Below are 19,479 nucleotides of genomic sequence, written 5' to 3' on the forward strand. Positions count from 1 at the left end.
GCGCGCCCGCCGCATCCTGCCAATTCAGGCGAGCGGGATCCAGATCTCGACCTTGCCGCGCCCGTTCACCGGATCGAAGCGGTGGTCGTAGCGCTCGAATTCCGGCGCGGTCGCGGGGGCGAGATCCGCGTCCGGCAGTGCCTTGTTCCAGATCGTGTAGATCGTTCGGGGCAGGTCGCCGATGCTGCCGTCATGGGTGAACACGGCATAGTGGCGGGCGGGGATATCCACGGCCTCCATTCCTTCGGGCACATGAGCCATTTCCATCCCGGCGAGATAGCGGAAATCGCTCCCGTCCGCGTGGTCGAAGCTGACGCCGTAGGCGGCAGTGGCGCGCTCGTTCTCGGCCTCCCAGGCGTTGAACCGGCTCCACAGGCCGGGAATGCCACTGATGTCGTGGTTCCGGCAGGTCAGGCCGTAGCCGGCGACGCGGAACGCCCCGCGTTCGCGGATCTCGGGGCGGGCGACGTCGATGATCATGTCCTTCTTCATCTCGAATGGCTCCATCAGGGTCAGGTTGGACAGGTCCCGGGCCTGTTTCACCACCGAGGGCAGAGTGCCCGTGTAGGCGGTGAAGGCCCGCGTGAAGGCCTCGTGAGACCCGTAGCCGGCGCCGAGCGCGACCTGAAGGAGGTCGGCCTCGCCCCCGGCGATGACCCGCGCCGCCTCGCTCAGGCGGCGGGCGCGGACATAGGCCATGATCGACAATCCGGTCGCCAGCTGGAACGCGCGGCACATGTGGTGCACGTTCACCGCGCAGCGGTCCGCCAGCACCATGAGCGTCAGCGGCTTGTCCAGGTTCGTTTCGATCTGCCAGATCAGCCTGTCGAGCAGGGCCATGGGTCTCTCCGATGCTGGCCGCCGTTCTGCCGCGCCGCGCGAGCCGCCGCTTGATCGCACGTGACTTTGTCGGTCGGAATGCAAACTGGACCTGTTAGCGCTAACATGCTAAATCCCCGATGACTCGAACCGGAGGGAGAGACCGGATGCCGCTCGACGCCCGCATCGCCGCCGTCACCGACCGTATCATCGACCGCTCTCGCGACACGAGGTCGACCTATCTCGACCGGATGCGCCGGCTCGCCGAAGAGGGACCGCGACGCGCGCATCTGTCCTGCGGCAACCAGGCCCATGCCTATGCCGCGATGGGCGGCGACAAGGACGCGCTCGTCTCCGCCCGCAGCCCGAATATCGGCATCGTCACCGCCTACAACGACATGCTGAGCGCGCATCAGCCGTTCAAGGACTACCCCGACCGCATCAAGGAAGCCGCGCGAAGGGTGGGGGCCACGGCCCAGGTCGCGGGCGGCGTGCCGGCCATGTGCGACGGCGTCACGCAAGGCCAGACCGGGATGGAGCTCAGCCTCTTCTCCCGTGACGTGATCGCGCTCGCCACCGGTGTCTCGCTTTCCCACAACACCTTCGACGCCGCCCTCTATCTCGGGGTCTGCGACAAGATCGTGCCGGGCCTCATCATCGCGGCGGCCACCTTCGGCTACCTTCCCGGCCTCTTCGTGCCCGCCGGTCCCATGGTTTCGGGCCTGCCGAACGACGAGAAGTCCAGGGTGCGCCAGCAGTTCGCCGCGGGCGAAGTGGGCCGCGACAAGCTGATGGAGGCCGAGATGGCCTCCTACCACGGCCCCGGGACCTGCACCTTCTACGGGACGGCGAATTCGAACCAGATGCTGATGGAGTTCATGGGCCTGCACCTGCCCGGCGCCTCCTTTGTGAACCCCGGCACCCCGCTCCGCGATGCGCTGACGGATGCCGCGACCGAACGCGCCGCCGCGATCACGGCGCTCGGCAACGACTTCCGCCCGGTCTGCGACATCCTCGACGAGAAGGCCTTCGTGAACGGGATCGTGGGGCTGATGGCCACCGGCGGGTCCACGAACCTTGTCATCCACCTCGTCGCCATGGCGCGGGCCGCGGGCGTGATCCTCGACTGCGCGGATTTCGCGGACATCTCCGCCTCGACGCCGCTCATGGCGCGGGTCTACCCCAACGGGCTGGCCGACGTGAACCATTTCCACGCCGCGGGCGGGCTCGGCTACATGATCGGCGAGCTTCTCGACGCGGGCCTGCTGCACCCCGATACCCAGACCGTCGCGGGCACGGGCCTCGCCCTCTACGCGCGCGAGCCCAAGTTGAAGGACGGCGTTCTGACCTGGGAGGACGGGGCAGGGCAGACGCTCAACGACAGGATCCTGCGCCCCGCCTCCGATCCGTTCCAGTCCACGGGCGGTCTCGTGGAACTCTCGGGCAATCTCGGCCGGGGCGTCATGAAGGTCTCCGCCGTCGCGCCCGAGCGCCACGTGATCGAGGCGCCCGCCGCGATCTTCGAGGACCAGGCCTCGGTCAAGGCCGCGTTCCAGCGCGGCGATCTGAACCGCGACGTGGTGGTCGTCGTCCGCTTCCAGGGGCCGAAGGCCAACGGCATGCCCGAACTGCACGCGCTGACCCCGGTCCTCGCCGTTCTGCAGGATCGCGGTCACAAGGTCGCGCTCGTCACCGACGGGCGCATGTCCGGTGCCTCCGGCAAGGTGCCCTCCGCCATCCACGTCGCGCCCGAGGCGCTCGACGGGGGGCTGATCGGCAAGCTGAGGGATGGCGACGTGATCCGGGTCGACGCGGGCGCGGGCGCGCTTTCGGTCCTGACCGAAGGGGTCGCGGACCGGGTCGCCGCCGTTCCGGACCTCTCCGGCAACGCCTGGGGCGTTGGCCGGGAGCTCTTCGAGGTCTTCCGCCTCAACGCGGGCCCCGCGACCGAGGGCGCGGGCGTCGTCGTATGATGAGGTGTCCGAACCGGGCCTCGGCCAGCCCCTTCATCTTTCCCCAAATACGCCCGCCGGAGGCGCTCGTGGCGTCCTTGCCCTTCCGGGGCCGGTGCGCCGCGTGCAGTCCCGCTCGCAAGGAGACGCGCCGCCCATGACGCCGCAGCATCAGTCCCGCATCGCCCGTGATATCGCCGGTCTCGCGCCCATCATCCCCGTGCTTGTCGTCGAGGAGGCGGCCCATGCGCGTCCGCTCGCCGAGGCGCTCGTCGCCGGTGGCCTCCCGGCACTGGAGGTCACGCTGCGCACGCCTGCGGCCCTCGAGGCGATCGCCGCGATGGCCGCCGTTCCGGGCGGTGTCGTGGGGGCGGGCACGCTCCTGACCCGGGAGGACGTGCGTGCCGCGAAGGAGGCGGGCGCGCAGTTCGGCGTCTCCCCCGGCGCCACCGACGCGCTGATCGAGGCCTGCGCCGCCGAGGGCCTGCCGCTCCTGCCCGGCGCGGCCACGGCCTCCGAGGCGATGCGGCTTCTCGAGCTCGGCTACGACATGCTGAAGTTCTTTCCGGCCGAGGCCGCCGGCGGCGTGCCCTACCTGAAGTCGCTGGCCGGTCCCTTGCCGCAGATCGCCTTCTGCCCGACCGGCGGCGTCTCGACCCGGAACGCGCCCGACTACCTGGCGCTGCCGAACGTGATCTGCGCCGGCGGCTCCTGGGTCGCACCGGCGGACCGGGTCGCCGCAGGCGACTGGGCCGCGGTCGAGGCGCTCGCCCGCGAGGCGGCCGCCCTGCGCTGAGGCCAGGCGCCGCGTCAAATCCGCCCGCGGGCCGCCACCGGCCATCCCTTGCCGAGCGGCTTCCCGCCATTGGGCGCCGCGCCGCTCAACACACAGGCGTGATTGGCGCCGGCGCAGGTCCACCCTCATCTGGGGATTGCAGGGCGGATGCCGACACAAGGCATTCGTCCATCGAGCAATCGAAAGGACAACAAGTGATGAAACAGAAAACGACCGCCGCCCTGGCTGCCCTCTTGGCGATGGGCGCCTTCCCGGCGCTGGCAGGCGGCGTCGCCGAACCCGCGCCGGCCCCTGCCGTGATCCCGGTCGCGCCCGCACCGATGCCGTCGGCCGACTGGACCGGCTTCTACGCCGGTGGCCAGCTGGAATACGGCGACGTGGACGTCTCCGGCGTGGCGACCGACAATGGCACGGGCGCGCTCGGCGGCTTCTTCGCCGGCTATCGCTACGACTTCGGCTCCTACGTGATTGGCGGCGAGATCGACCTCAACCTCGCTGACATCGACCTGCCCGGGGTCGGCGGGACGCTCGACTCCGTCGCCCGTGCGGGCATCGAGGCAGGCTTCGACGCCGGCCCGGCCCTCATCTACGGCACTGTCGGCGCGGCATACGCGACGGTCGACGCCGGGGCCAACACGCTCGACGGGACCGGCTACTTCTACGGTATCGGCATGGATTACGCCCTGACCGACCGGGTCACGGTTGGTGCCGAGCTTCTGCAGCACGAGTTCCGGGATTTCGACAACACGACCGGTCTCGATGTCGATGCGATGACCTTCGGCATCAACGCCGCGCTTCGCTTCTGAACGCGACGCGGCGCTCCGGCCCGGGCCCTTCTTCCCCCGCCCGGGCCGGATGCAATCCCGCTCACGCCGCCGCGGCGCGGGCCTCGGCAAAGGTGAAGAGGCGGTCCAATGCCTCGGCGAAGGCGTCGTCCGGCAGGGTGAGCGCCACGCGCACATGGCCCGCGGCGGCCTTGCCGAAGCTTTCGCCCGGCATCACGGCGACACGCGTTTCCTCCAAGAGTGCCCCGGCGAAGTCCACGCCCGACAGGCCCGTGCCGCGCACGTCGATCATCACGTACATCGCGCCCTCGGGTGGCACCGCGCGCAGAAGGTTCTGCGCCCCGATGCGCGCCAGCACGAGGTCGCGGCGGCGCAGGAAGGGCGCGGCCACGATGCGTTCGGCCTCGGGCCCGAGGCCAAGCGCGAAAAGCGCGGCTTCCTGGATGTAGCCGGGCACGCCGTAGGTCGTGTGGGTGGCCAACTGGATCATGTCGGCGACCACGTCGGCCGGTCCCGCCACCCAACCCAGGCGAGAGCCCGTCATTGCATGGCTCTTGGACATCGACCCAACGGTCAGCGTGCGCGCCGCCATGCCGGGGCGGGCCGCGAAGGGCAGGTGCCTTCCATTCCAGACCTGGGATTCGTAGACCTCGTCCGAGATGACCCAGAGATCGCAGGCTTCCGCCGCCCCGGCGATATCGTCGAGGGTGTCGGCCGAATAGACCGCGCCCGTGGGATTGTTCGGCGAGTTGATCAGGAGGCTTCGCGCGCCGGTCTCGCGGGCGGCCGCGGCAATGTCGGCGCCGCGTGGCTGGAACCCGTCCTCGGGACGCGCGGCGACCGCCACGGGCCGCGCGCCGACCGCGCGGATCGTGCCGGGGTAGGTGGCGTAGTAGGGGTCGATCATCAGGCCCGCGTCGCCCTCGTCGAGGGCCGCGTGATGCGCCGCGAAAAGACCCGCCTGGCCGCCCGGCGTCACGAGGATATTGTCCCGCGACAGGGGCACGCCCGACGCCTCCGACATCCGTGCCGCGATCCGGTCGCGCAGGGCCGCGATGCCGGGAACCGAGGCGTATCCCGTATGCCCGTCGAGCGCCGCGCGGTGCATCGCGTCGAGGATCGCGGGGTCCGTCCCGGTATCGTGCTCGCCGATGGTCAGCTCCAGCACCGGTTCGCCCGCGGCCTTCATCGCCCGCGCCCGGTAGAAGATGTCCCATGCATCGTCCTCGCCGCCGAGGAGCGCGCGGATGCGTTTGGATCGGTCGGGCATGGACTGTCTCGCGGTCTCGGGGCGTCCTCCCCTCAGACCATGGCCGCTCGCCCACCGCAAGTCGGGGCGATCACTCCGCCTCGTCGCCCTCCGCCGGGGCGTATTCCGCGAAGGTTCCGTTGCCGTCGGACCGCACGAGGAGATAGGACGCCTCGATATGGATGCGCAGTTCCTCCGGCGGGGTCTCCCAGGGGAGAAGGACCCAGCCTTCGCCGCTCAGTTCCGGCGGCGCGGTGGCGCGGCCCTGGTCGACGAGGCGGTAGGCCGCGAAGGCGTCCATCCGCAGGCTCAGCCCGTGGCCATGGGTCGTGTAGGCCGCGAACATGTGACCCGATACCGTCCAGACGACCGTATCGGGGCCGAAGGGCTGTTCTCGCATCGCATTGGCGAGACTGCGGCATATGCGGTCTGCAAAGGCCTGGTGCATGGGATCGGTTTGCGGTCGTTACGCGCTTGTATGCAGCAGAATACAAATCATCCCGGCGCGAATCGCAACCCCGTCCGGCCGGGCGGCGCGGCGGTGGCGTCCTCGCGGTTCCCTTCGTCGTGGCAACCTGCTAGTCCCGCCCCGCGTGCAACCGGCGCGCCGGAGAGGGTCCGAGAATGGTCGAGATCAGGCTGCGCAATTCTATGACGCGGAAGGTCGAGCGGCTGGAGCCGATCGATCCCAAAAACGTGCGCATGTATGTCTGCGGCCCCACGGTCTACGACCGCGCGCATCTCGGCAATGCCCGGCCCGTTGTGGTGTTCGACGTGCTCTACCGGCTGCTCAGGCATGTCTACGGCGAGGGGCACGTCACCTACGTGCGAAACATCACCGACGTCGAGGACAAGATCATCGACCGCGCGGCGGAGCGGGGCATCGGCATCGACGAGCTGACGCGGACCACGACCGACTGGTTCCACGAGGACATGGCGGCGCTCGGCGTCGACTACTCGGGCGACCCGAACTTCAAGGAGCCGCACGCGACCGACTACATCCCCCAGATGGTCGAGATGATCGAGGCGCTGATCTCTCGCGGCCATGCCTACGAGGCCGAGGGGCATGTCCTGTTCGACGTGAAGAGCTATCCCGACTACGGGCGCCTCTCGGGCCGGTCGGTCGACGACATGATCGCCGGCGCCCGGGTGGAGGTCGCGCCCTACAAGCGGGACCCGATGGATTTCGTCCTGTGGAAGCCGTCGAGCGACGATCAGCCGGGCTGGGACAGTCCCTGGGGGCGCGGGCGCCCGGGCTGGCACATCGAGTGCTCGGCCATGAGCCGGGCGCTGCTCGGCGAGAGCTTCGATATCCACGGGGGCGGCATCGACCTGCAGTTCCCGCACCACGAGAACGAGATCGCGCAGTCGTGCTGCGCGCATCCCGAAGGTCATTTCGCCTCGATCTGGATGCACAACGAGATGCTGCAGGTCGAGGGCAAGAAGATGTCGAAGTCGCTCGGCAACTTCTTCACCGTGCGGGAATTGCTGGACCAGGGCATCCCGGGCGAGGTGATCCGCTTCGTGTTCCTGTCGACGCATTATTCCAAGCCGATGGACTGGACGCGCCGCAAGGCTTTCGACGCAGCAGACTCTCTAAGGAAGATGGCGTCGATGCTCGGCCGGGCCGGGGCTGAAGTGCTGCGGGATCTGCAACCTTCCGAACCGTTCACAGAGGTCGTTGGTGCCTTGGCGGATGACCTCAACACTCACCTTGCTTTGACACTGGTGAGGAGCACCAAGCCAGAACCAGATGACTTCGAAGATGGCCTGAAGGCCTGGGTCGCACGCCTATATGCTTCCCAGCTACTTCTTGGGTTCGATTTACGGGAGCACGCAACGGCCATTGTTTCCGGAGACAATCGAGATGCGCTTGCTGCAATCATGTCACATGCGCTCGACGGTAAGGAGGAAAAACAGATAGCATTGCTTTCCGCCAAGCTAACGCGCGAGCGCAACCAGGCAATTAGAAGTAAGGATTTCAGCACCGTAGACGCGTTAAAAGCCGCGTTGGTCGCCGCAGGTGTCGAAGTCCGCATGTCGAAAGACCACGTGGAGCTGGTGCCCGGCCCCAACTTCGACCCCGCCAAACTCGAGGCCATCCGATGAGCGCGGAACAGAGGCCTGCCCCCGGCCGCGGGCGGGGGAGAAGCCCCCGCCCGGGGGGGCGGTCGGGGGCTGGCCGTGCCGCAAGCGACACGCCCCGTCATGCTTCGACGTCGTGCGCTACGGGCAGGCGCTCGACCGGCGCCTTCGGCTTGATTCCGGTCGGGGTCCGCCCATGACCCGCGACCGCCTCACCCTCTACGACACCACGCTGCGCGACGGGCAGCAGACCCAGGGCGTCCAGTTCTCGACCCCTGAGAAGGTGCGGATCGCCGAGGCGCTCGATGCGCTCGGGATCGACTACATCGAGGGCGGCTGGCCCGGCGCGAACCCGACCGACAGCGCCTTCTTCGAGGCGGCGCCGAAGACGCGCGCCACGATGACCGCCTTCGGCATGACCAAGCGCGCGGGCCGCTCCGCCCAGAACGACGAGGTGCTGGCGGGCGTCCTCAACGCGCGCACGCCTGCCGTCTGCCTCGTCGGCAAGACCCATGACTTCCACGTGACCGAGGCGCTCGGCATCACGCTCGAGGAGAACCTCGCCAACATCTCCGCCTCCATCGCCCATGTCGTCGCCGAGGGGCGCGAGGCGCTGTTCGACGCCGAGCATTTCTTCGACGGCTACAAGGCCAACCCCGGATACGCGCTGGCCTGCTGCCGGGCCGCATTAGACGCGGGCGCGCGGTGGATCGTGCTGTGCGACACCAACGGCGGCACCCTGCCGGGCGAGATCGGGCGGATCGTGGCCGACGTCATCGAGGCGGGTGTTCCCGGCGACCGGCTCGGCATCCACTGCCACAACGACACCGAGACGGCGGTCGCGGGCAGCCTCGCCGCGGTGGAGGCCGGCGCGCGGCAGGTTCAGGGAACGCTGAACGGCCTCGGCGAGCGCTGCGGCAACGCGAACCTCACCTCGCTGATCCCCACGCTCCTCCTGAAGGAGCCATGGGCGAGCCGCTATGAGACCGGCATCACCGCCGAGGCGCTCTCGGGCCTGACGCGCACCTCCCGGATGCTCGACGACATCCTCAACCGCGTGCCCATGCGGCAGGCGCCCTATGTCGGCGCCTCGGCCTTCGCGCACAAGGCGGGGCTCCATGCCTCGGCCATCGTCAAGAACCCGGCGACCTACGAGCATATCGAACCCGGGACCGTCGGAAACGCCCGCGTCATCCCGATGTCGAACCAGGCCGGGCAGTCCAACCTGCGCCGACGTCTCGCCGAGGCCGGGATCGAGGTCGACGATCGCGACCCGGCGCTGGCCGAGATCCTGACGACGATCAAGGCGCGCGAGGACGAGGGCTATTCCTACGATACCGCGCAGGCGAGTTTCGAGCTGCTGGCGCGCCGGGCGCTCGGCATCATGCCGCGTTTCTTCGAGGTGAAGCGCTACCGCGTCACGGTCGAGCGTCGGAAGAACAAGGAAAACCGGATGGTCAGCCTGTCGGAGGCCGTCGTAGTGGTGAAGATCGGCGCCGACAAGATGCTGTCGGTCTCCGAATCCATGGACGCGCAGGGCAGCGACCGGGGCCCCGTGAACGCGCTTGCGAAGGCGCTCGCCAAGGACCTCGGTCCCTACCAGAAATACATCGACGACATCCGCCTCGTGGACTTCAAGGTGCGGATCACGCAAGGCGGCACCGAGGCCGTGACCCGCGTCGTCATCGACAGCGAGGACAGCCAGGGCCGGCGCTGGGCCACGGTCGGGGTTTCGGCCAACATCGTCGATGCGAGTTTCGAGGCGCTGCTCGATGCGATCGAGTGGAAACTGGTGCGCGACGGGGCGCCAGCCTCGTGAGGGGGCTCGCGATCCTGGCCGTGCCGCTGGTCCTCGCCGCCTGCGACAGTCGCGAGGTCGTCTCGATCTGCGCCGAGCGGGGTGATCCGGCCGGTGCAGTGACGGCGGCCTTCCACGCGGCGGACGGAAGCTGGGCGGTGCTCGCCTCGGACGGGGAGGCAGGCGCGGCCACGCTTTCGCTCGGCATGTTCGGGGAACCGGCGCTGCCACGGCTCTGGCGGTTGGCGGAGAACACGATGCGGGTCCTGCCCGAGGTCGAGCCTTCGCCCTGCGGGGACCTGCCCCTGATGGCCGTGCGCGTGGTCTTCGACGACGGAAGCGTGATCTACCGGCAGACGACCTGCACCGGCAACGCCCTGTCGCGGGCGGCGACGGCGCTCCTCGACGCGGCCGGGACCGACGGGGCGACCGAGCCGGACGCACGCGGCCCCGTCGCGCGGCTGGGCGAGGCCTGCGAGCGGCTGTCATGACCCTTCAGGCCTGCGCCGAGCTTGTCGCGCGCGGCGATCCCGAGCGGTTCCGCGCGGCCATGGCGGCACCTGTCGAGGCGCGCGCCGTGCTTCTGCCGCTCTACGCGTTCAACGTCGAGGTGACGCGCGCACCCTGGGTGACCGAGGAGCCGATGATCGCGGAGATGCGCCTGCAGTTCTGGCGCGACGTGGCCGAGGAGATCGGGCAGGGCGCGCCGCCCCGGGCGCACGAGGTGGCGGCGCCGCTGGCGGCGGTCGTGCAGCCCGGCGACGCGGCCCTTCTCGATGCGCTGGTCGCCGCGCGGCGCTGGGACATCTACCGCGATGCGTTCGAGGACGAGGCTCATTTCGACGCCTATCTCGACGCGACGGGCGGCAATCTCGCCTGGGCCGCGGCGCGGGCGCTCGGCGCGCCCGACGGGGCGGAGACCGCTGTGCGCGGCGCGGCCTGGGCGGCGGCGCTCGCGTCTTTCCTGCGCGCCGTGCCGGAGCTGGAGGCGCGGGGGCGGGTGCCGCTGCTCGATGGCAGGCCGGAAGGCGTCGTGGCGCTTGCGGCGCGGGGGCTCGGCCGGCTTGCCGAGGCGCGGGCGGCGCGGGGAAGCGTGCCGAGGCGGGCCGCCCCCGCGCTCTTTCACGGATGGCAGGCGGAGGCGATCCTGCGCCAGGCGCGTTCCGAACCGGGGCGCGTCGCGGCGGGCGCTCTGGGGCTCGGGGCCTTCGGTCAGAGCTGGCGGCTTGCCGCCGTCGCGCTCACGTGGAGGTGGTGAGCCGGGAAAGCCTGCTCTTGCGCCCCGGACTTGCCGGCAAGCCCGGACCTCAGGGGTAGACCTCGTCGCGCGGGCGGAGCGCCAGCCAGATCAGCGCCGCGCCGGCCAGCGCAAGGAACGGCACCATTGCGATGTTGACCGAGTTCCAGCCCGAAACCACGTCCTCGCCCAGGTTCATCAGGATGCCCGATGCGAGCGAGGCGATGGTCACGCAGCCGAAAACGAAGAAGTCGTTCATCCCCTGCACCGTCCCCCGTTCCTCGATCGAATGGGCCTCGGTCAGCATCGCCGTCGCGCCGATGAAGCCGAAATTCCAGCCGATGCCGAGGAGCACGAGCGCGCCGAAGAACTGGTACAGCTCAACCCCCGTCAGCGCCATGCCGCCCGCGAGCGCCAGCAGGAAAAGGCCGATGCCGACGATCCGCATCGCCCCGAATCGCGCGATCAGGTGTCCGGTCACGAAGGAGGGCGCGAACATGGCGATGACATGGGCCGAGACCACGTCGGCCGCCGTGCCCGTCGAGAACCCGCAGCCGACCATGGCCAGCGGCGTCGAGGTCATCATCAGGTTCATCAGCGCGTAGGAGACCATGCCGCAGATGATCGCCACCACGATCTTCGGATCGCGCAGAAGCTCGCGCCGGGTGCGTCCGGTGGGCGCGTCGGCGGCGGGCGGCAGGGGCTTGGGCAGGTCGAGCGCAAGGAAGAGGGCGGCGCCGAGCGTGTTGATGAGGACCGCGACCAGGTAGGTCCCGACGAAGGGCACCACCGTGGCATCGGTCGTGACCTTCACCAGTTGCGGACCGATCAGCGCGGACAGAAGCCCGCCCGCCATGACATAGGAGATCGCCTTGGGCCGGAATGTCTCGGACGCGGTGTCGGCGGCGGCGAAGCGGTAGAAACCCTGTGCCGACATGTAGATGCCGGTGAAGAAGGAGCCGACCAGGAACAGCGCGAAACTGTCGACCCACAGACCATAGGCCGAGACCGCCCCGCCGATCCCGCCGCCGAGCGCGCCCGCGAAGAACCCCGCGCGGCGTCCGAAGCGCTGCATCAGGGCCGACAGCCACGGCGCGGTCATCATCGATCCGAACACGATCAGCGATATCGGGATCGTGGCAAGCGCGGGCGAGGGGGCGATCATGAGGCCCGCCAGCCCGGCCACCACGAAGATCATCGGCATCTGGGCGCCGAGAATCGCCTGCGCCGCGACGAGGACCGCGACGTTGCGCCGGGCGCGGCGGTCGTCGCTCGTGTCCTCGGGGGTTTGGGAAAGGCTGGCGTCGCTCATTCCACGAGCGCTACAGGAACGCGCGGGCGCATTCCAGTGGAAGCGCCGCCGCACCTGGTCGCGGTCGGGAGCGAGGGGTTTGCCACCCCTCGCGCTCCCCGGCCTTGCGTATTTGGGGAAAGATGAAGGGGCGAGGCGTGGTCGGGATCATTGCGACGCAGAGCGATCTGGCCGAGGGCGCACGGCATCTTGTCGCGCTCGATCCGCGCTTTGCGCCCGTGGTCGCGGCGGGTCCGCTGCCGATGCGCCGCATTCCCGACGGGTTTCCGGCGCTGGTCTCGGCCATCGTGGGGCAGCAGGTCTCGACGGCCAGCGCGGCGGCGATCAGGGGACGGCTCGAGGCGGCGGGGCTGATGAGCGAGGCGGCGGTGGCCGGGGCGTCCGACGAGGCCTTGCGCGGCTGCGGTCTCAGCCGCCCGAAGCTGCGCTATCTCCGGGCGCTTGCGGCGGCCGGGATCGACTGGCGGGCCTTGCGCGACGCGGGAACCGAGGAGGTCGTGGCGGTCCTGACGGAGGTTCCGGGGATCGGGCGCTGGACGGCCGAGATCTACGCGAAGTTCGCGCTGGGTCATGCCGATGCCTTCGCGGCCGGCGACCTCGCCCTGCAGGAGGCGGCGCGGCGGCTTTTCGGCCTCGAGGCGCGGCCCTCGGAGCGGGACCTGCGCGCCATGGCCGAGGCGTGGCGCCCGGTCCGCGCGGTTGCCGCCCGCGCGCTCTGGGTCTACTACCGCTGGGACAGCGGCCGGGAGGGTGTCTTGTGACAAGGGTTCTGGAATACGGGCGCCGCGCGTCCGACGGTGCGGCGGAGAACCTCGTGATCTTCCTGCATGGCTATGGCGCCGACGGCAACGACCTTCTGGGCCTCGCCGATCCGCTCGCGCCGCACATGCCCGGAACGGTCTTCGTGGCGCCGAACGCGCCGGAGCGCTGCGGGATGAACCCGATGGGGTACCAGTGGTTCCCGATCCCCTGGATCGACGGCTCCTCCGAGGAACAGGCGCAGGCGGGGATGGCGCGCGCGGTCGACGATCTCAACGCCTTTCTCGACACGGTCATGGCCGAGGAGGGGATTGCGGCGGCCAGGACGGTTCTGGTGGGTTTCAGCCAGGGCACCATGATGAGCCTCCACGTCGCCCCGCGCCGGGCCCAGCCCGTGGCCGGTGTCGTCGGCTTCTCGGGCCGCCTCATGGCGCCGGAATCGCTGGCCGACGAGGTCGTCGTGCGCCCGCCGGTCCTTCTGATCCACGGCGATCAGGACGACGTGGTGCCGGTCCAGAGCCTGCCGCAGGCCGCCGAGGCGCTGCAGAAGGCGGGCTGGGACGAGGTCTATGCCCATATCATGAAGGGCACCGCCCACGGGATCGCGCCCGACGGGCTCTCCGTGGCGCTCGCCTTCATGCGCGACAAGCTGGGGATGGGCTGAGGTCTCCCGGCGCGCGCGCAGACCCGATCCCACGGCGGCAATCCGATCGCCTTTGATCAGCTGGCGTGGCCGACCGCCGAAGGCGCGGGCTTGGCCCTGCCTTGCATCGTCGCGCGACGCGGCATGAGGCGCTCTGGGATGCCGCGCGCGTGGCGCGGTCCCGCGCGTCCGCACTACGCCGCACAGATCCCGGCCCACCTGTGGATAACGTCACGAAACTGTGAGACTCGAAGGGTACAGCATGGGGCAAGGTGGCACAGTATCTGGTAAGGCTTGCCGGAAGTGAAAGCCTAGATATAGTGTCAGTCAGGCAGGAGCGGGTGGCTCCCGCTCTGGTGCCGACCGAGGCAGACAGAGCGGGGACGGAGTCACTCATGCAGGCCGCTGGCGAGATCGAATTCCGAACGAGTTTCGTGCGTGAACCGGGTGCCCTCAAGACCCACCCGGCACTGGTTCTGAACGCCGATTACCGGCCGCTCAGCTATTATCCCCTGTCGCTCTGGCCCTGGCAGGAGGCGGTCAAGGCGGTCTGGCTCGACCGGGTGCAGATCGTGGCGGAATACGACGAGGTCGTTCGCAGCCCCTCGACCGAGATCCGCATCCCCTCGGTCGTGGTGCTGAAGGACTACATCAAGCCGCAGAAACGCGTGGCCTTCACCCGCTTCAACCTGTTCCTGCGCGACGAGTTCTCGTGCCAGTACTGCGGCGCGAAGGGTGACCTGACGTTCGACCATGTGGTGCCCCGGGCGCGCGGCGGGGTGACGAGCTGGGAGAACGTCGTGGCCGCCTGCTCGACCTGCAACCTCAGGAAAGGCGCGCGCAGCCTGCGGCAGTCGGGTCTTTCGCTGCGCAAGCCGCCTCGTCAGCCGGGCGCGGAAGAGCTGCGCAACATGGGACGCAAGTTTCCGCCAAACCACCTGCACGAAAGCTGGCTCGATTTCCTCTACTGGGATGCCGAACTGGACGCGTGAGCGCGCGGGCCGGCATCCGCGGGGATGCGCAGTTCGGGAAAGATGAAGACGGGGTCGTGACAGCGGCGCGGTTCGGCGCTTAGCTGGCCGCGCGTCACGATGGAGGCGAGCGACATGAGCGAGACGGATTGGGAACCGGTATCGGGCGCGGTTCTGCCGCGCTATGCGGGGGTGCCGACCTTCATGCGGCTGCCTTACGTGCCGGAGGGCGACCCGCGCCGGTCTGAGGTCGAGATCGGCATCCTGGGCATGCCATGGGACGGGGCGACCTCGAATCGGCCGGGCGCGCGGCACGGGCCGAGGGGCCTGCGCGACGCCTCCACCATGATCCGCGCGATGCATGGCGCAACCAGGGCGACACCGTTCAAGGCGATGAAATGCGCCGACATGGGCGATGTGGCGATGAGTCCCGTCGACCAGGACGAGGCTCTGGCGGCGGCCGAGGCGGCGATTGCGGGGATGCTAAAGGACGGGATCCGGCCGGTGATGGTCGGCGGGGACCACCTCTGCACCCTGACGGTGCTGCGCGCGCTGCGGAAACAGAGGGGCAAGCCCTTCGGCCTGATCCTGCTCGACAGCCATACCGATCTTTACCCGCCCTATTTCGGCGGCAAGACGCTGACCCACGGCAACCCGTTCCGGCAGGCGATCGAGGAAGGCTGTCTCGATCCGCACCGCTGCTTCATGGCGGGCATGCGCGGGACCTCCTACAACAAGGAGGACATCGATTACGGCCGCGCCAAGGGCGTGCACATCGCCGAGATCGAGGAGTGCATGGCGCGGGGCTGGACCTCAGTCATGGAGGAGGCGCGCGCGGTGGCGGGCGAGGGGCCGGTCTACGTGAGCTTCGACATCGACTTCATCGACCCGGCCTTCGCGCCGGGGACGGGAACGCCCGAGGTCGGGGGCCCCACGAGCTTCGAGGCGCTGCAATGCGTGCGGGCGCTCAGGGGGCTCGACATCATCGGGTCCGACCTCGTCGAGGTCTCGCCGCCCTTCGATCCCTCGGGCAATACCGCCTGGCTCGGCGCCTCGGTCCTGTTCGAGCTGATCTGCGCGATGCAGCCCTGACGGAGCAGGGGGGCGCTGCCCCCCGGCCTGCGGCCTCCCCCCGGAGTTTCTGGCCAGGATGAAGGCCAGCGGTTGGAGCGATGCCGCGCAGCTTGTAGACTTGAGCGGTAGACTTGGGCGACGGAAGCGTTTAGGCCTCGCATGGCAAGGCGCCGTTAGCGCTAACACCCGCGATGGAGAGAGGCACATGGTTTCGCGTGTCATTCCGGTCGAGCCCTTCGACCTCGTGATTTTCGGTGGCACGGGCGATCTGGCGCGGCGCAAGATCCTGCCGGCGCTCTACCGGCGGTTCTGCGACGGGCAGATGCCTTCGGAGGCCCGGATCATCGGCGCGGCCCGGACGCAGCAATCGGCCGGGGACTGGCGCGGCTGGGTCGGCGAGGCGCTGGAGGAATTCGTCGCAGCGGCGCGTCGCGAACCGCAGACCGTCGCGGCCTTCCTCGAGCGGCTGGACTATCTCGCCGTGGACGCCAAGGGCGATGGCGGCTGGCAGGAATTGTGCGACCGCATGCGCGAAGGCGTGGTGCAGGCCTTTTATTTCTCGGTCGCGCCGAGCCTTTTCGGCGACCTCGCCGAGCGGTTGCACCAGTTCGGGATCGCGCGCGCCGATGCGCGGATCGTGGTGGAGAAGCCCTTCGGCACCGACCTCGCCTCGGCGCGCGCGCTGAACCGGACGCTGTCGGAGTATTTCTCGGAAACGCAGATCTACCGGATCGACCATTACCTCGGCAAGGAAACCGTCCAGAACCTGATGGCGGTGCGTTTCGGCAACGTCCTGTTCGAGCCCCTTTGGAACACGCAATACGTCGACCACGTGCAGATCACGGTGGCCGAATCCGTCGGTGTCGGCGGGCGCGGGGCCTATTACGACCAGTCCGGCGCAATGCGGGACATGGTGCAGAATCACCTGATGCAGCTTCTGTGCCTGACCGCGATGGAGCCGCCCTCGCGCTTCGAGCCGGACGCGGTGCGCGACGAGAAGCTGAAGGTGATCCGCGCGCTCGACCCCGTCCTGCCCGAGGACATCGTGCGCGGCCAGTACAAGGCCAGCGACAAGGGCCCCTCCTACAGGGAGGATGCCGAGAACGAGGCCAGCCGGACGGAGAGCTTCATCGCCATGAAGCTCCATGTGGCGAACTGGCGCTGGAACGGCACACCCTTCTACCTGCGGACGGGCAAGCGGCTGAAGTCGCGGAAATCCGAGATCGTGATCCATTTCAAGGAACCGCCCCACTCGATCTTCGACGAGGATGCGGGCAGCCGGGCCAACGTGCTGTCGATCCGGCTGCAGCCCGACGAGGGGATCGACCTGCGCGTGACGATCAAGGAGCCGGGTCCGGGGGGCATGCGCCTGATCGACGTGCCGCTCGACATGTCCTTCGCCGAGGCGCTGGGCGCGGACGGGGCCGATGTGCCGGATGCCTACGAGCGGCTCATCATGGACGTGATCCGGGGCAACCAGACGCTGTTCATGCGTGGCGACGAGGTCGAGGCGGCCTGGGCCTGGACCGACCCGATCATCGAGGGCTGGACCAAGCGGGGCGACCGGCCGTTTCCCTACGATGCGGGCAGCGCGGGGCCCGAGGAGGCGCTGATGCTGCTGCACAAGGACGGGCGGCGCTGGCGGGAGATCGGCTGATGAACCTGGTGGAATATCCCGACCGCGACCTGCTGATGCTCGATCTCGCGGATATCCTGACGAGCGAGCTTGCCGCGGCACTTCGTGTCAATGAAAGCGCCTCGCTCAGCGTTCCGGGCGGGACGACGCCGGGGCCGGTCTTCGACGTCCTCTCCGAGCAGAAGCTCGACTGGGACCGGGTGGCGGTGGTGCTGAACGACGAGCGCTGGGTGGACGAGGACAGCCCGCGCTCGAACACGCGCCTTCTGAAGGAAAGGCTCCTGGTGTCCGAGGCTTCGGCGGCGAAGTTGATCCCGCTTCACGCGCGCTTTGCCACGCCGGAGGAGGCGCTCGACGCCTTGTCGGAGGGGCTTTTGCCGCATCTGCCGCTGTCGGTTCTGCTGCTCGGCATGGGCGAGGACATGCATACGGCAAGCCTCTTTCCCGGGGCGGACAACCTGGCCGCCGCGCTCGACGATCATGCGCCCCCCCTGATGGCGATGCGGGCGGAGGGGGCCGGCGAGCCGCGCGTGACGCTGACGGCACCGATCCTGAAAGGCGCCATGAGCATCCATGTCCTGATCACCGGGGCGGCGAAGCGCGAGGCGATCGAGCGCGCGGCGCATCTCGATCCGGCCGAGGCGCCGATCCGGACGGTGCTGGGACAGGCCACGATACACTGGGCGGAGTGAGGACCATGGGGATTCTGGACGATCTGCGAAGCCACCGGGCGGCCAAGTCGGGGCGGTCCATCATGGATCTGTTCGCGGACCCCGGACGCGCCTCCGACTTCTCGCGCCGGGCCGAGGGACTGCTGTTCGACTTCTCAAAGACACAGCTCGACGCGGGCGCCCTGTCGCTTCTGATCGAGCTGGCGCGCGCGAGGGGCGTCGAGGCGCGGCGCGAGGCGATGTTCGCGGGCGAAAAGATCAACGAGACCGAGGGGCGCGCAGTCCTTCACACGGCGCTGCGCGCGCCGGGCGGCGTGGTCGAGGTCGACGGGGCCGACGTGATGCCCGGCGTGCTGGAAACGCGGGCGCGCATGGCCGAGTTCGCGCGCGCCGTGCGCTCGGGTGAGATCGCGGGCGCGGGCGGGACCTACACCGACGTCGTCAACATCGGCATCGGGGGATCGGACCTGGGGCCGGCCATGGCGACGCTGGCGCTGGCGCCCTATCATGGCGGACCGCGTCTGCACTACGTGTCGAACGTCGACGGCGCGCATATCAACGATACGCTGCAAGGGCTTGATCCGAAAACGACTCTCGTCATCGTGGCGTCCAAGACCTTTACCACGATCGAGACCATGACGAACGCGGAAACCGCGCGGGAATGGATGGGGGCCGCGGTGTCCGAACCGGGCAGCCAGTTCGCCGCGTTGTCGAGCGCGGTGGACCTGACCGGGGCATTCGGCATCGACCCGGCCCGCGTCTTCGGCTTCGAGGACTGGGTCGGCGGGCGCTATTCGCTCTGGGGGCCCATCGGGCTTGGCCTGATGATCGCGGTCGGGCCGGAGGCGTTCGGCGAGTTCCTCGCGGGCGGGCATGCGATGGACACCCATTTCCGCGAGACGGACCTGGCCGACAACCTGCCTGTCCTGCTCGCCCTTGTCGGCATCTGGCACAACCAGGTCTGCGGCCATGCGACCCGCGCGGTGCTGCCCTACGACCAGAGGCTCTTGCGGCTTCCGGCCTATCTCCAGCAGCTCGAGATGGAGAGCAACGGCAAGCGCGTGGCGATGGACGGCACGGATCTTGAGGAGAATTCCGGGCCGGTCGTCTGGGGCGAGCCCGGCACGAACGGGCAACACGCCTTCTACCAGTTGATCCACCAGGGCACGCGGATCGTGCCGTGCGAGTTTCTCGTTGCGGCCGAGGGCCACGAGCCCGGTCTTGCGCATCACCACAGGCTTCTCGTCGCCAACTGCCTCGCGCAGTCGGAGGCGCTGATGCGGGGGCGCTCGCTGGAGGAGGCGCGGGCGATGATGGCCGCCCGGGGCCTGACGGGCGAGGAGCTGGAGCGGCAGGCGCGGCACCGGGTTTTCCCGGGCGACAGGCCGTCGACGACGCTGATGTACCGCAAGCTGACGCCTTTCGTTCTGGGCCAGATCATCGCGCTCTACGAGCACCGCGTCTTCGTCGAGGGCGTGATCCTCGGCATCAACTCCTTCGACCAGTGGGGCGTGGAGCTCGGCAAGGAACTGGCCAAGGCGTTGGAGCCGGTGCTGACGGGCGAGGACGAGGGCGCCGACAAGGATGGCTCGACCCGCGCGCTGGTGGCCTTCGCGAGGGGCGAGGGACGGGGCGCCTGACCCGGGCGCCGGCGCCTCGAGGCAGGCGCCGGGATTGCGTATTTTTGGAAAG

Annotated in this window: 18 protein-coding genes; 14 read left to right on the forward strand and 4 right to left on the reverse strand. The window is 69.2% G+C overall.

The genetic code is table 11. The features are described 5' to 3' along the window. Positions 1-24: 24 nt before the first annotated feature. Complete coding sequence (locus tag N8I71_RS12200) at positions 25-840, reverse strand: AraC family transcriptional regulator (RefSeq protein WP_262878263.1); 816 nt, start codon at positions 838-840, stop codon at positions 25-27. Positions 841-986: 146 nt separating this feature from the next. Here N8I71_RS12200 and edd point away from each other — a divergent pair, with 146 nt between their 5' ends. The 3 genes from edd (at position 987) to N8I71_RS12215 (ending at position 4,373) form a co-directional block, all read left to right on the forward strand. Then, positions 987-2,792, forward strand: a complete 1,806-nt coding sequence (gene edd, locus N8I71_RS12205; RefSeq protein ID WP_262878264.1) for a phosphogluconate dehydratase — start codon at positions 987-989, stop codon at positions 2,790-2,792. Positions 2,793-2,928: 136 nt separating this feature from the next. Continuing rightward, on the forward strand, positions 2,929-3,567 hold the full coding sequence (gene eda / locus N8I71_RS12210; protein WP_262878265.1) for a bifunctional 4-hydroxy-2-oxoglutarate aldolase/2-dehydro-3-deoxy-phosphogluconate aldolase: 639 nt from the start codon (positions 2,929-2,931) through the stop codon (positions 3,565-3,567). 197 nt (positions 3,568-3,764) lie between these two features. Further along, on the forward strand, positions 3,765-4,373 hold the full coding sequence (locus tag N8I71_RS12215) for an outer membrane protein (RefSeq protein ID WP_262878266.1): 609 nt from the start codon (positions 3,765-3,767) through the stop codon (positions 4,371-4,373). Between the two features lie 61 nt (positions 4,374-4,434). Here the strand turns inward: N8I71_RS12215 and N8I71_RS12220 are convergent, their stop codons facing one another. Together N8I71_RS12220 and N8I71_RS12225 are read right to left on the reverse strand one after the other, a co-directional pair. Further along, a complete protein-coding gene (locus N8I71_RS12220; protein WP_262878267.1) occupies positions 4,435-5,622 on the reverse strand; it encodes a pyridoxal phosphate-dependent aminotransferase in 1,188 nt (395 codons plus the stop codon). Positions 5,623-5,692: 70 nt separating this feature from the next. Next, on the reverse strand, positions 5,693-6,049 hold the full coding sequence (locus N8I71_RS12225; protein WP_262878268.1) for an MmcQ/YjbR family DNA-binding protein: 357 nt from the start codon (positions 6,047-6,049) through the stop codon (positions 5,693-5,695). A gap of 176 nt (positions 6,050-6,225) precedes the next feature. Here N8I71_RS12225 and cysS point away from each other — a divergent pair, with 176 nt between their 5' ends. From cysS to N8I71_RS12245, 4 genes are all read left to right on the forward strand, one after another. Continuing rightward, positions 6,226-7,710, forward strand: coding sequence for a cysteine--tRNA ligase (gene cysS, locus N8I71_RS12230; protein WP_262878269.1), 1,485 nt, complete (start codon positions 6,226-6,228; stop codon positions 7,708-7,710). 172 nt (positions 7,711-7,882) lie between these two features. Then, a complete protein-coding gene (gene cimA / locus N8I71_RS12235; RefSeq protein ID WP_262878270.1) occupies positions 7,883-9,505 on the forward strand; it encodes a citramalate synthase in 1,623 nt (540 codons plus the stop codon). Beyond that, positions 9,502-9,975: a hypothetical protein gene (locus tag N8I71_RS12240; RefSeq protein WP_262878271.1), complete on the forward strand. Its 474-nt coding sequence runs from the start codon at positions 9,502-9,504 to the stop codon at positions 9,973-9,975. The genes cimA and N8I71_RS12240 overlap by 4 nt, the downstream gene beginning before the upstream one ends. Next, the gene (locus tag N8I71_RS12245; protein WP_262878272.1) at positions 9,972-10,742 is read left to right on the forward strand and encodes a squalene/phytoene synthase family protein; all 771 of its coding nucleotides are present in this window, start codon (positions 9,972-9,974) and stop codon (positions 10,740-10,742) included. Before N8I71_RS12240 ends, N8I71_RS12245 begins: the two co-directional genes overlap by 4 nt. Positions 10,743-10,791: 49 nt before the next feature. On the opposite strand, the gene N8I71_RS12250 is transcribed toward N8I71_RS12245, so the two are convergent. After that, positions 10,792-12,033 (reverse strand): MFS transporter, encoded by a 1,242-nt coding sequence (locus tag N8I71_RS12250; protein ID WP_262878273.1) that lies wholly within the window; start codon positions 12,031-12,033, stop codon positions 10,792-10,794. 122 nt (positions 12,034-12,155) lie between these two features. Between N8I71_RS12250 and N8I71_RS12255 the strand changes: the two genes are divergently transcribed. The 7 genes from N8I71_RS12255 to pgi all read left to right on the forward strand — a co-directional run bounded on the left by N8I71_RS12255 (position 12,156) and on the right by pgi (position 19,427). Beyond that, on the forward strand, positions 12,156-12,794 hold the full coding sequence (locus N8I71_RS12255; protein WP_406676095.1) for a DNA-3-methyladenine glycosylase family protein: 639 nt from the start codon (positions 12,156-12,158) through the stop codon (positions 12,792-12,794). Then, entirely contained in the window at positions 12,791-13,456 is a 666-nt protein-coding gene (locus N8I71_RS12260; protein WP_262878275.1) for an alpha/beta hydrolase, read from the forward strand. Before N8I71_RS12255 ends, N8I71_RS12260 begins: the two co-directional genes overlap by 4 nt. A gap of 374 nt (positions 13,457-13,830) precedes the next feature. After that, positions 13,831-14,427, forward strand: a complete 597-nt coding sequence (locus tag N8I71_RS12265; protein WP_262878276.1) for an HNH endonuclease — start codon at positions 13,831-13,833, stop codon at positions 14,425-14,427. A 114-nt stretch (positions 14,428-14,541) separates the two neighbouring features. Continuing rightward, positions 14,542-15,498, forward strand: coding sequence for an agmatinase (gene speB / locus N8I71_RS12270; RefSeq protein WP_262878277.1), 957 nt, complete (start codon positions 14,542-14,544; stop codon positions 15,496-15,498). A 187-nt stretch (positions 15,499-15,685) separates the two neighbouring features. Further along, positions 15,686-17,137 (forward strand): glucose-6-phosphate dehydrogenase, encoded by a 1,452-nt coding sequence (zwf, locus tag N8I71_RS12275; protein ID WP_262878278.1) that lies wholly within the window; start codon positions 15,686-15,688, stop codon positions 17,135-17,137. Beyond that, entirely contained in the window at positions 17,137-17,808 is a 672-nt protein-coding gene (gene pgl, locus N8I71_RS12280; protein ID WP_262878279.1) for a 6-phosphogluconolactonase, read from the forward strand. The genes zwf and pgl overlap by 1 nt, the downstream gene beginning before the upstream one ends. A 5-nt stretch (positions 17,809-17,813) precedes the next feature. Next, positions 17,814-19,427: a glucose-6-phosphate isomerase gene (gene pgi, locus N8I71_RS12285; RefSeq protein ID WP_262878280.1), complete on the forward strand. Its 1,614-nt coding sequence runs from the start codon at positions 17,814-17,816 to the stop codon at positions 19,425-19,427. Positions 19,428-19,479 lie beyond the last annotated feature (52 nt).

The organism is Roseicyclus sediminis, assembly GCF_025515305.1.
Lineage (GTDB): Bacteria > Pseudomonadota > Alphaproteobacteria > Rhodobacterales > Rhodobacteraceae > Roseibacterium > Roseibacterium sediminis.

Bases quoted from the DNA above. Each gene is read 5' to 3' on its own strand.
- N8I71_RS12245 (WP_262878272.1), top strand. From the start codon at position 9,972: ATGACCCTTCAGGCCTGCGCCGAGCTTGTCGCGCGCGGCGATCCCGAG.
- cimA (WP_262878270.1), top strand. From the start codon at position 7,883: ATGACCCGCGACCGCCTCACCCTCTACGACACCACGCTGCGCGACGGG.
- N8I71_RS12220 (WP_262878267.1), bottom strand. From the start codon at position 5,622: ATGCCCGACCGATCCAAACGCATCCGCGCGCTCCTCGGCGGCGAGGAC.
- N8I71_RS12250 (WP_262878273.1), bottom strand. From the start codon at position 12,033: ATGAGCGACGCCAGCCTTTCCCAAACCCCCGAGGACACGAGCGACGAC.
- cysS (WP_262878269.1), top strand. From the start codon at position 6,226: ATGGTCGAGATCAGGCTGCGCAATTCTATGACGCGGAAGGTCGAGCGG.
- zwf (WP_262878278.1), top strand. From the start codon at position 15,686: ATGGTTTCGCGTGTCATTCCGGTCGAGCCCTTCGACCTCGTGATTTTC.
- N8I71_RS12265 (WP_262878276.1), top strand. From the start codon at position 13,831: ATGCAGGCCGCTGGCGAGATCGAATTCCGAACGAGTTTCGTGCGTGAA.
- N8I71_RS12215 (WP_262878266.1), top strand. From the start codon at position 3,765: ATGAAACAGAAAACGACCGCCGCCCTGGCTGCCCTCTTGGCGATGGGC.
- speB (WP_262878277.1), top strand. From the start codon at position 14,542: ATGAGCGAGACGGATTGGGAACCGGTATCGGGCGCGGTTCTGCCGCGC.
- N8I71_RS12200 (WP_262878263.1), bottom strand. From the start codon at position 840: ATGGCCCTGCTCGACAGGCTGATCTGGCAGATCGAAACGAACCTGGAC.
- N8I71_RS12255 (WP_406676095.1), top strand. From the start codon at position 12,156: ATGAAGGGGCGAGGCGTGGTCGGGATCATTGCGACGCAGAGCGATCTG.
- pgi (WP_262878280.1), top strand. From the start codon at position 17,814: ATGGGGATTCTGGACGATCTGCGAAGCCACCGGGCGGCCAAGTCGGGG.
- pgl (WP_262878279.1), top strand. From the start codon at position 17,137: ATGAACCTGGTGGAATATCCCGACCGCGACCTGCTGATGCTCGATCTC.
- eda (WP_262878265.1), top strand. From the start codon at position 2,929: ATGACGCCGCAGCATCAGTCCCGCATCGCCCGTGATATCGCCGGTCTC.
- N8I71_RS12225 (WP_262878268.1), bottom strand. From the start codon at position 6,049: ATGCACCAGGCCTTTGCAGACCGCATATGCCGCAGTCTCGCCAATGCG.
- edd (WP_262878264.1), top strand. From the start codon at position 987: ATGCCGCTCGACGCCCGCATCGCCGCCGTCACCGACCGTATCATCGAC.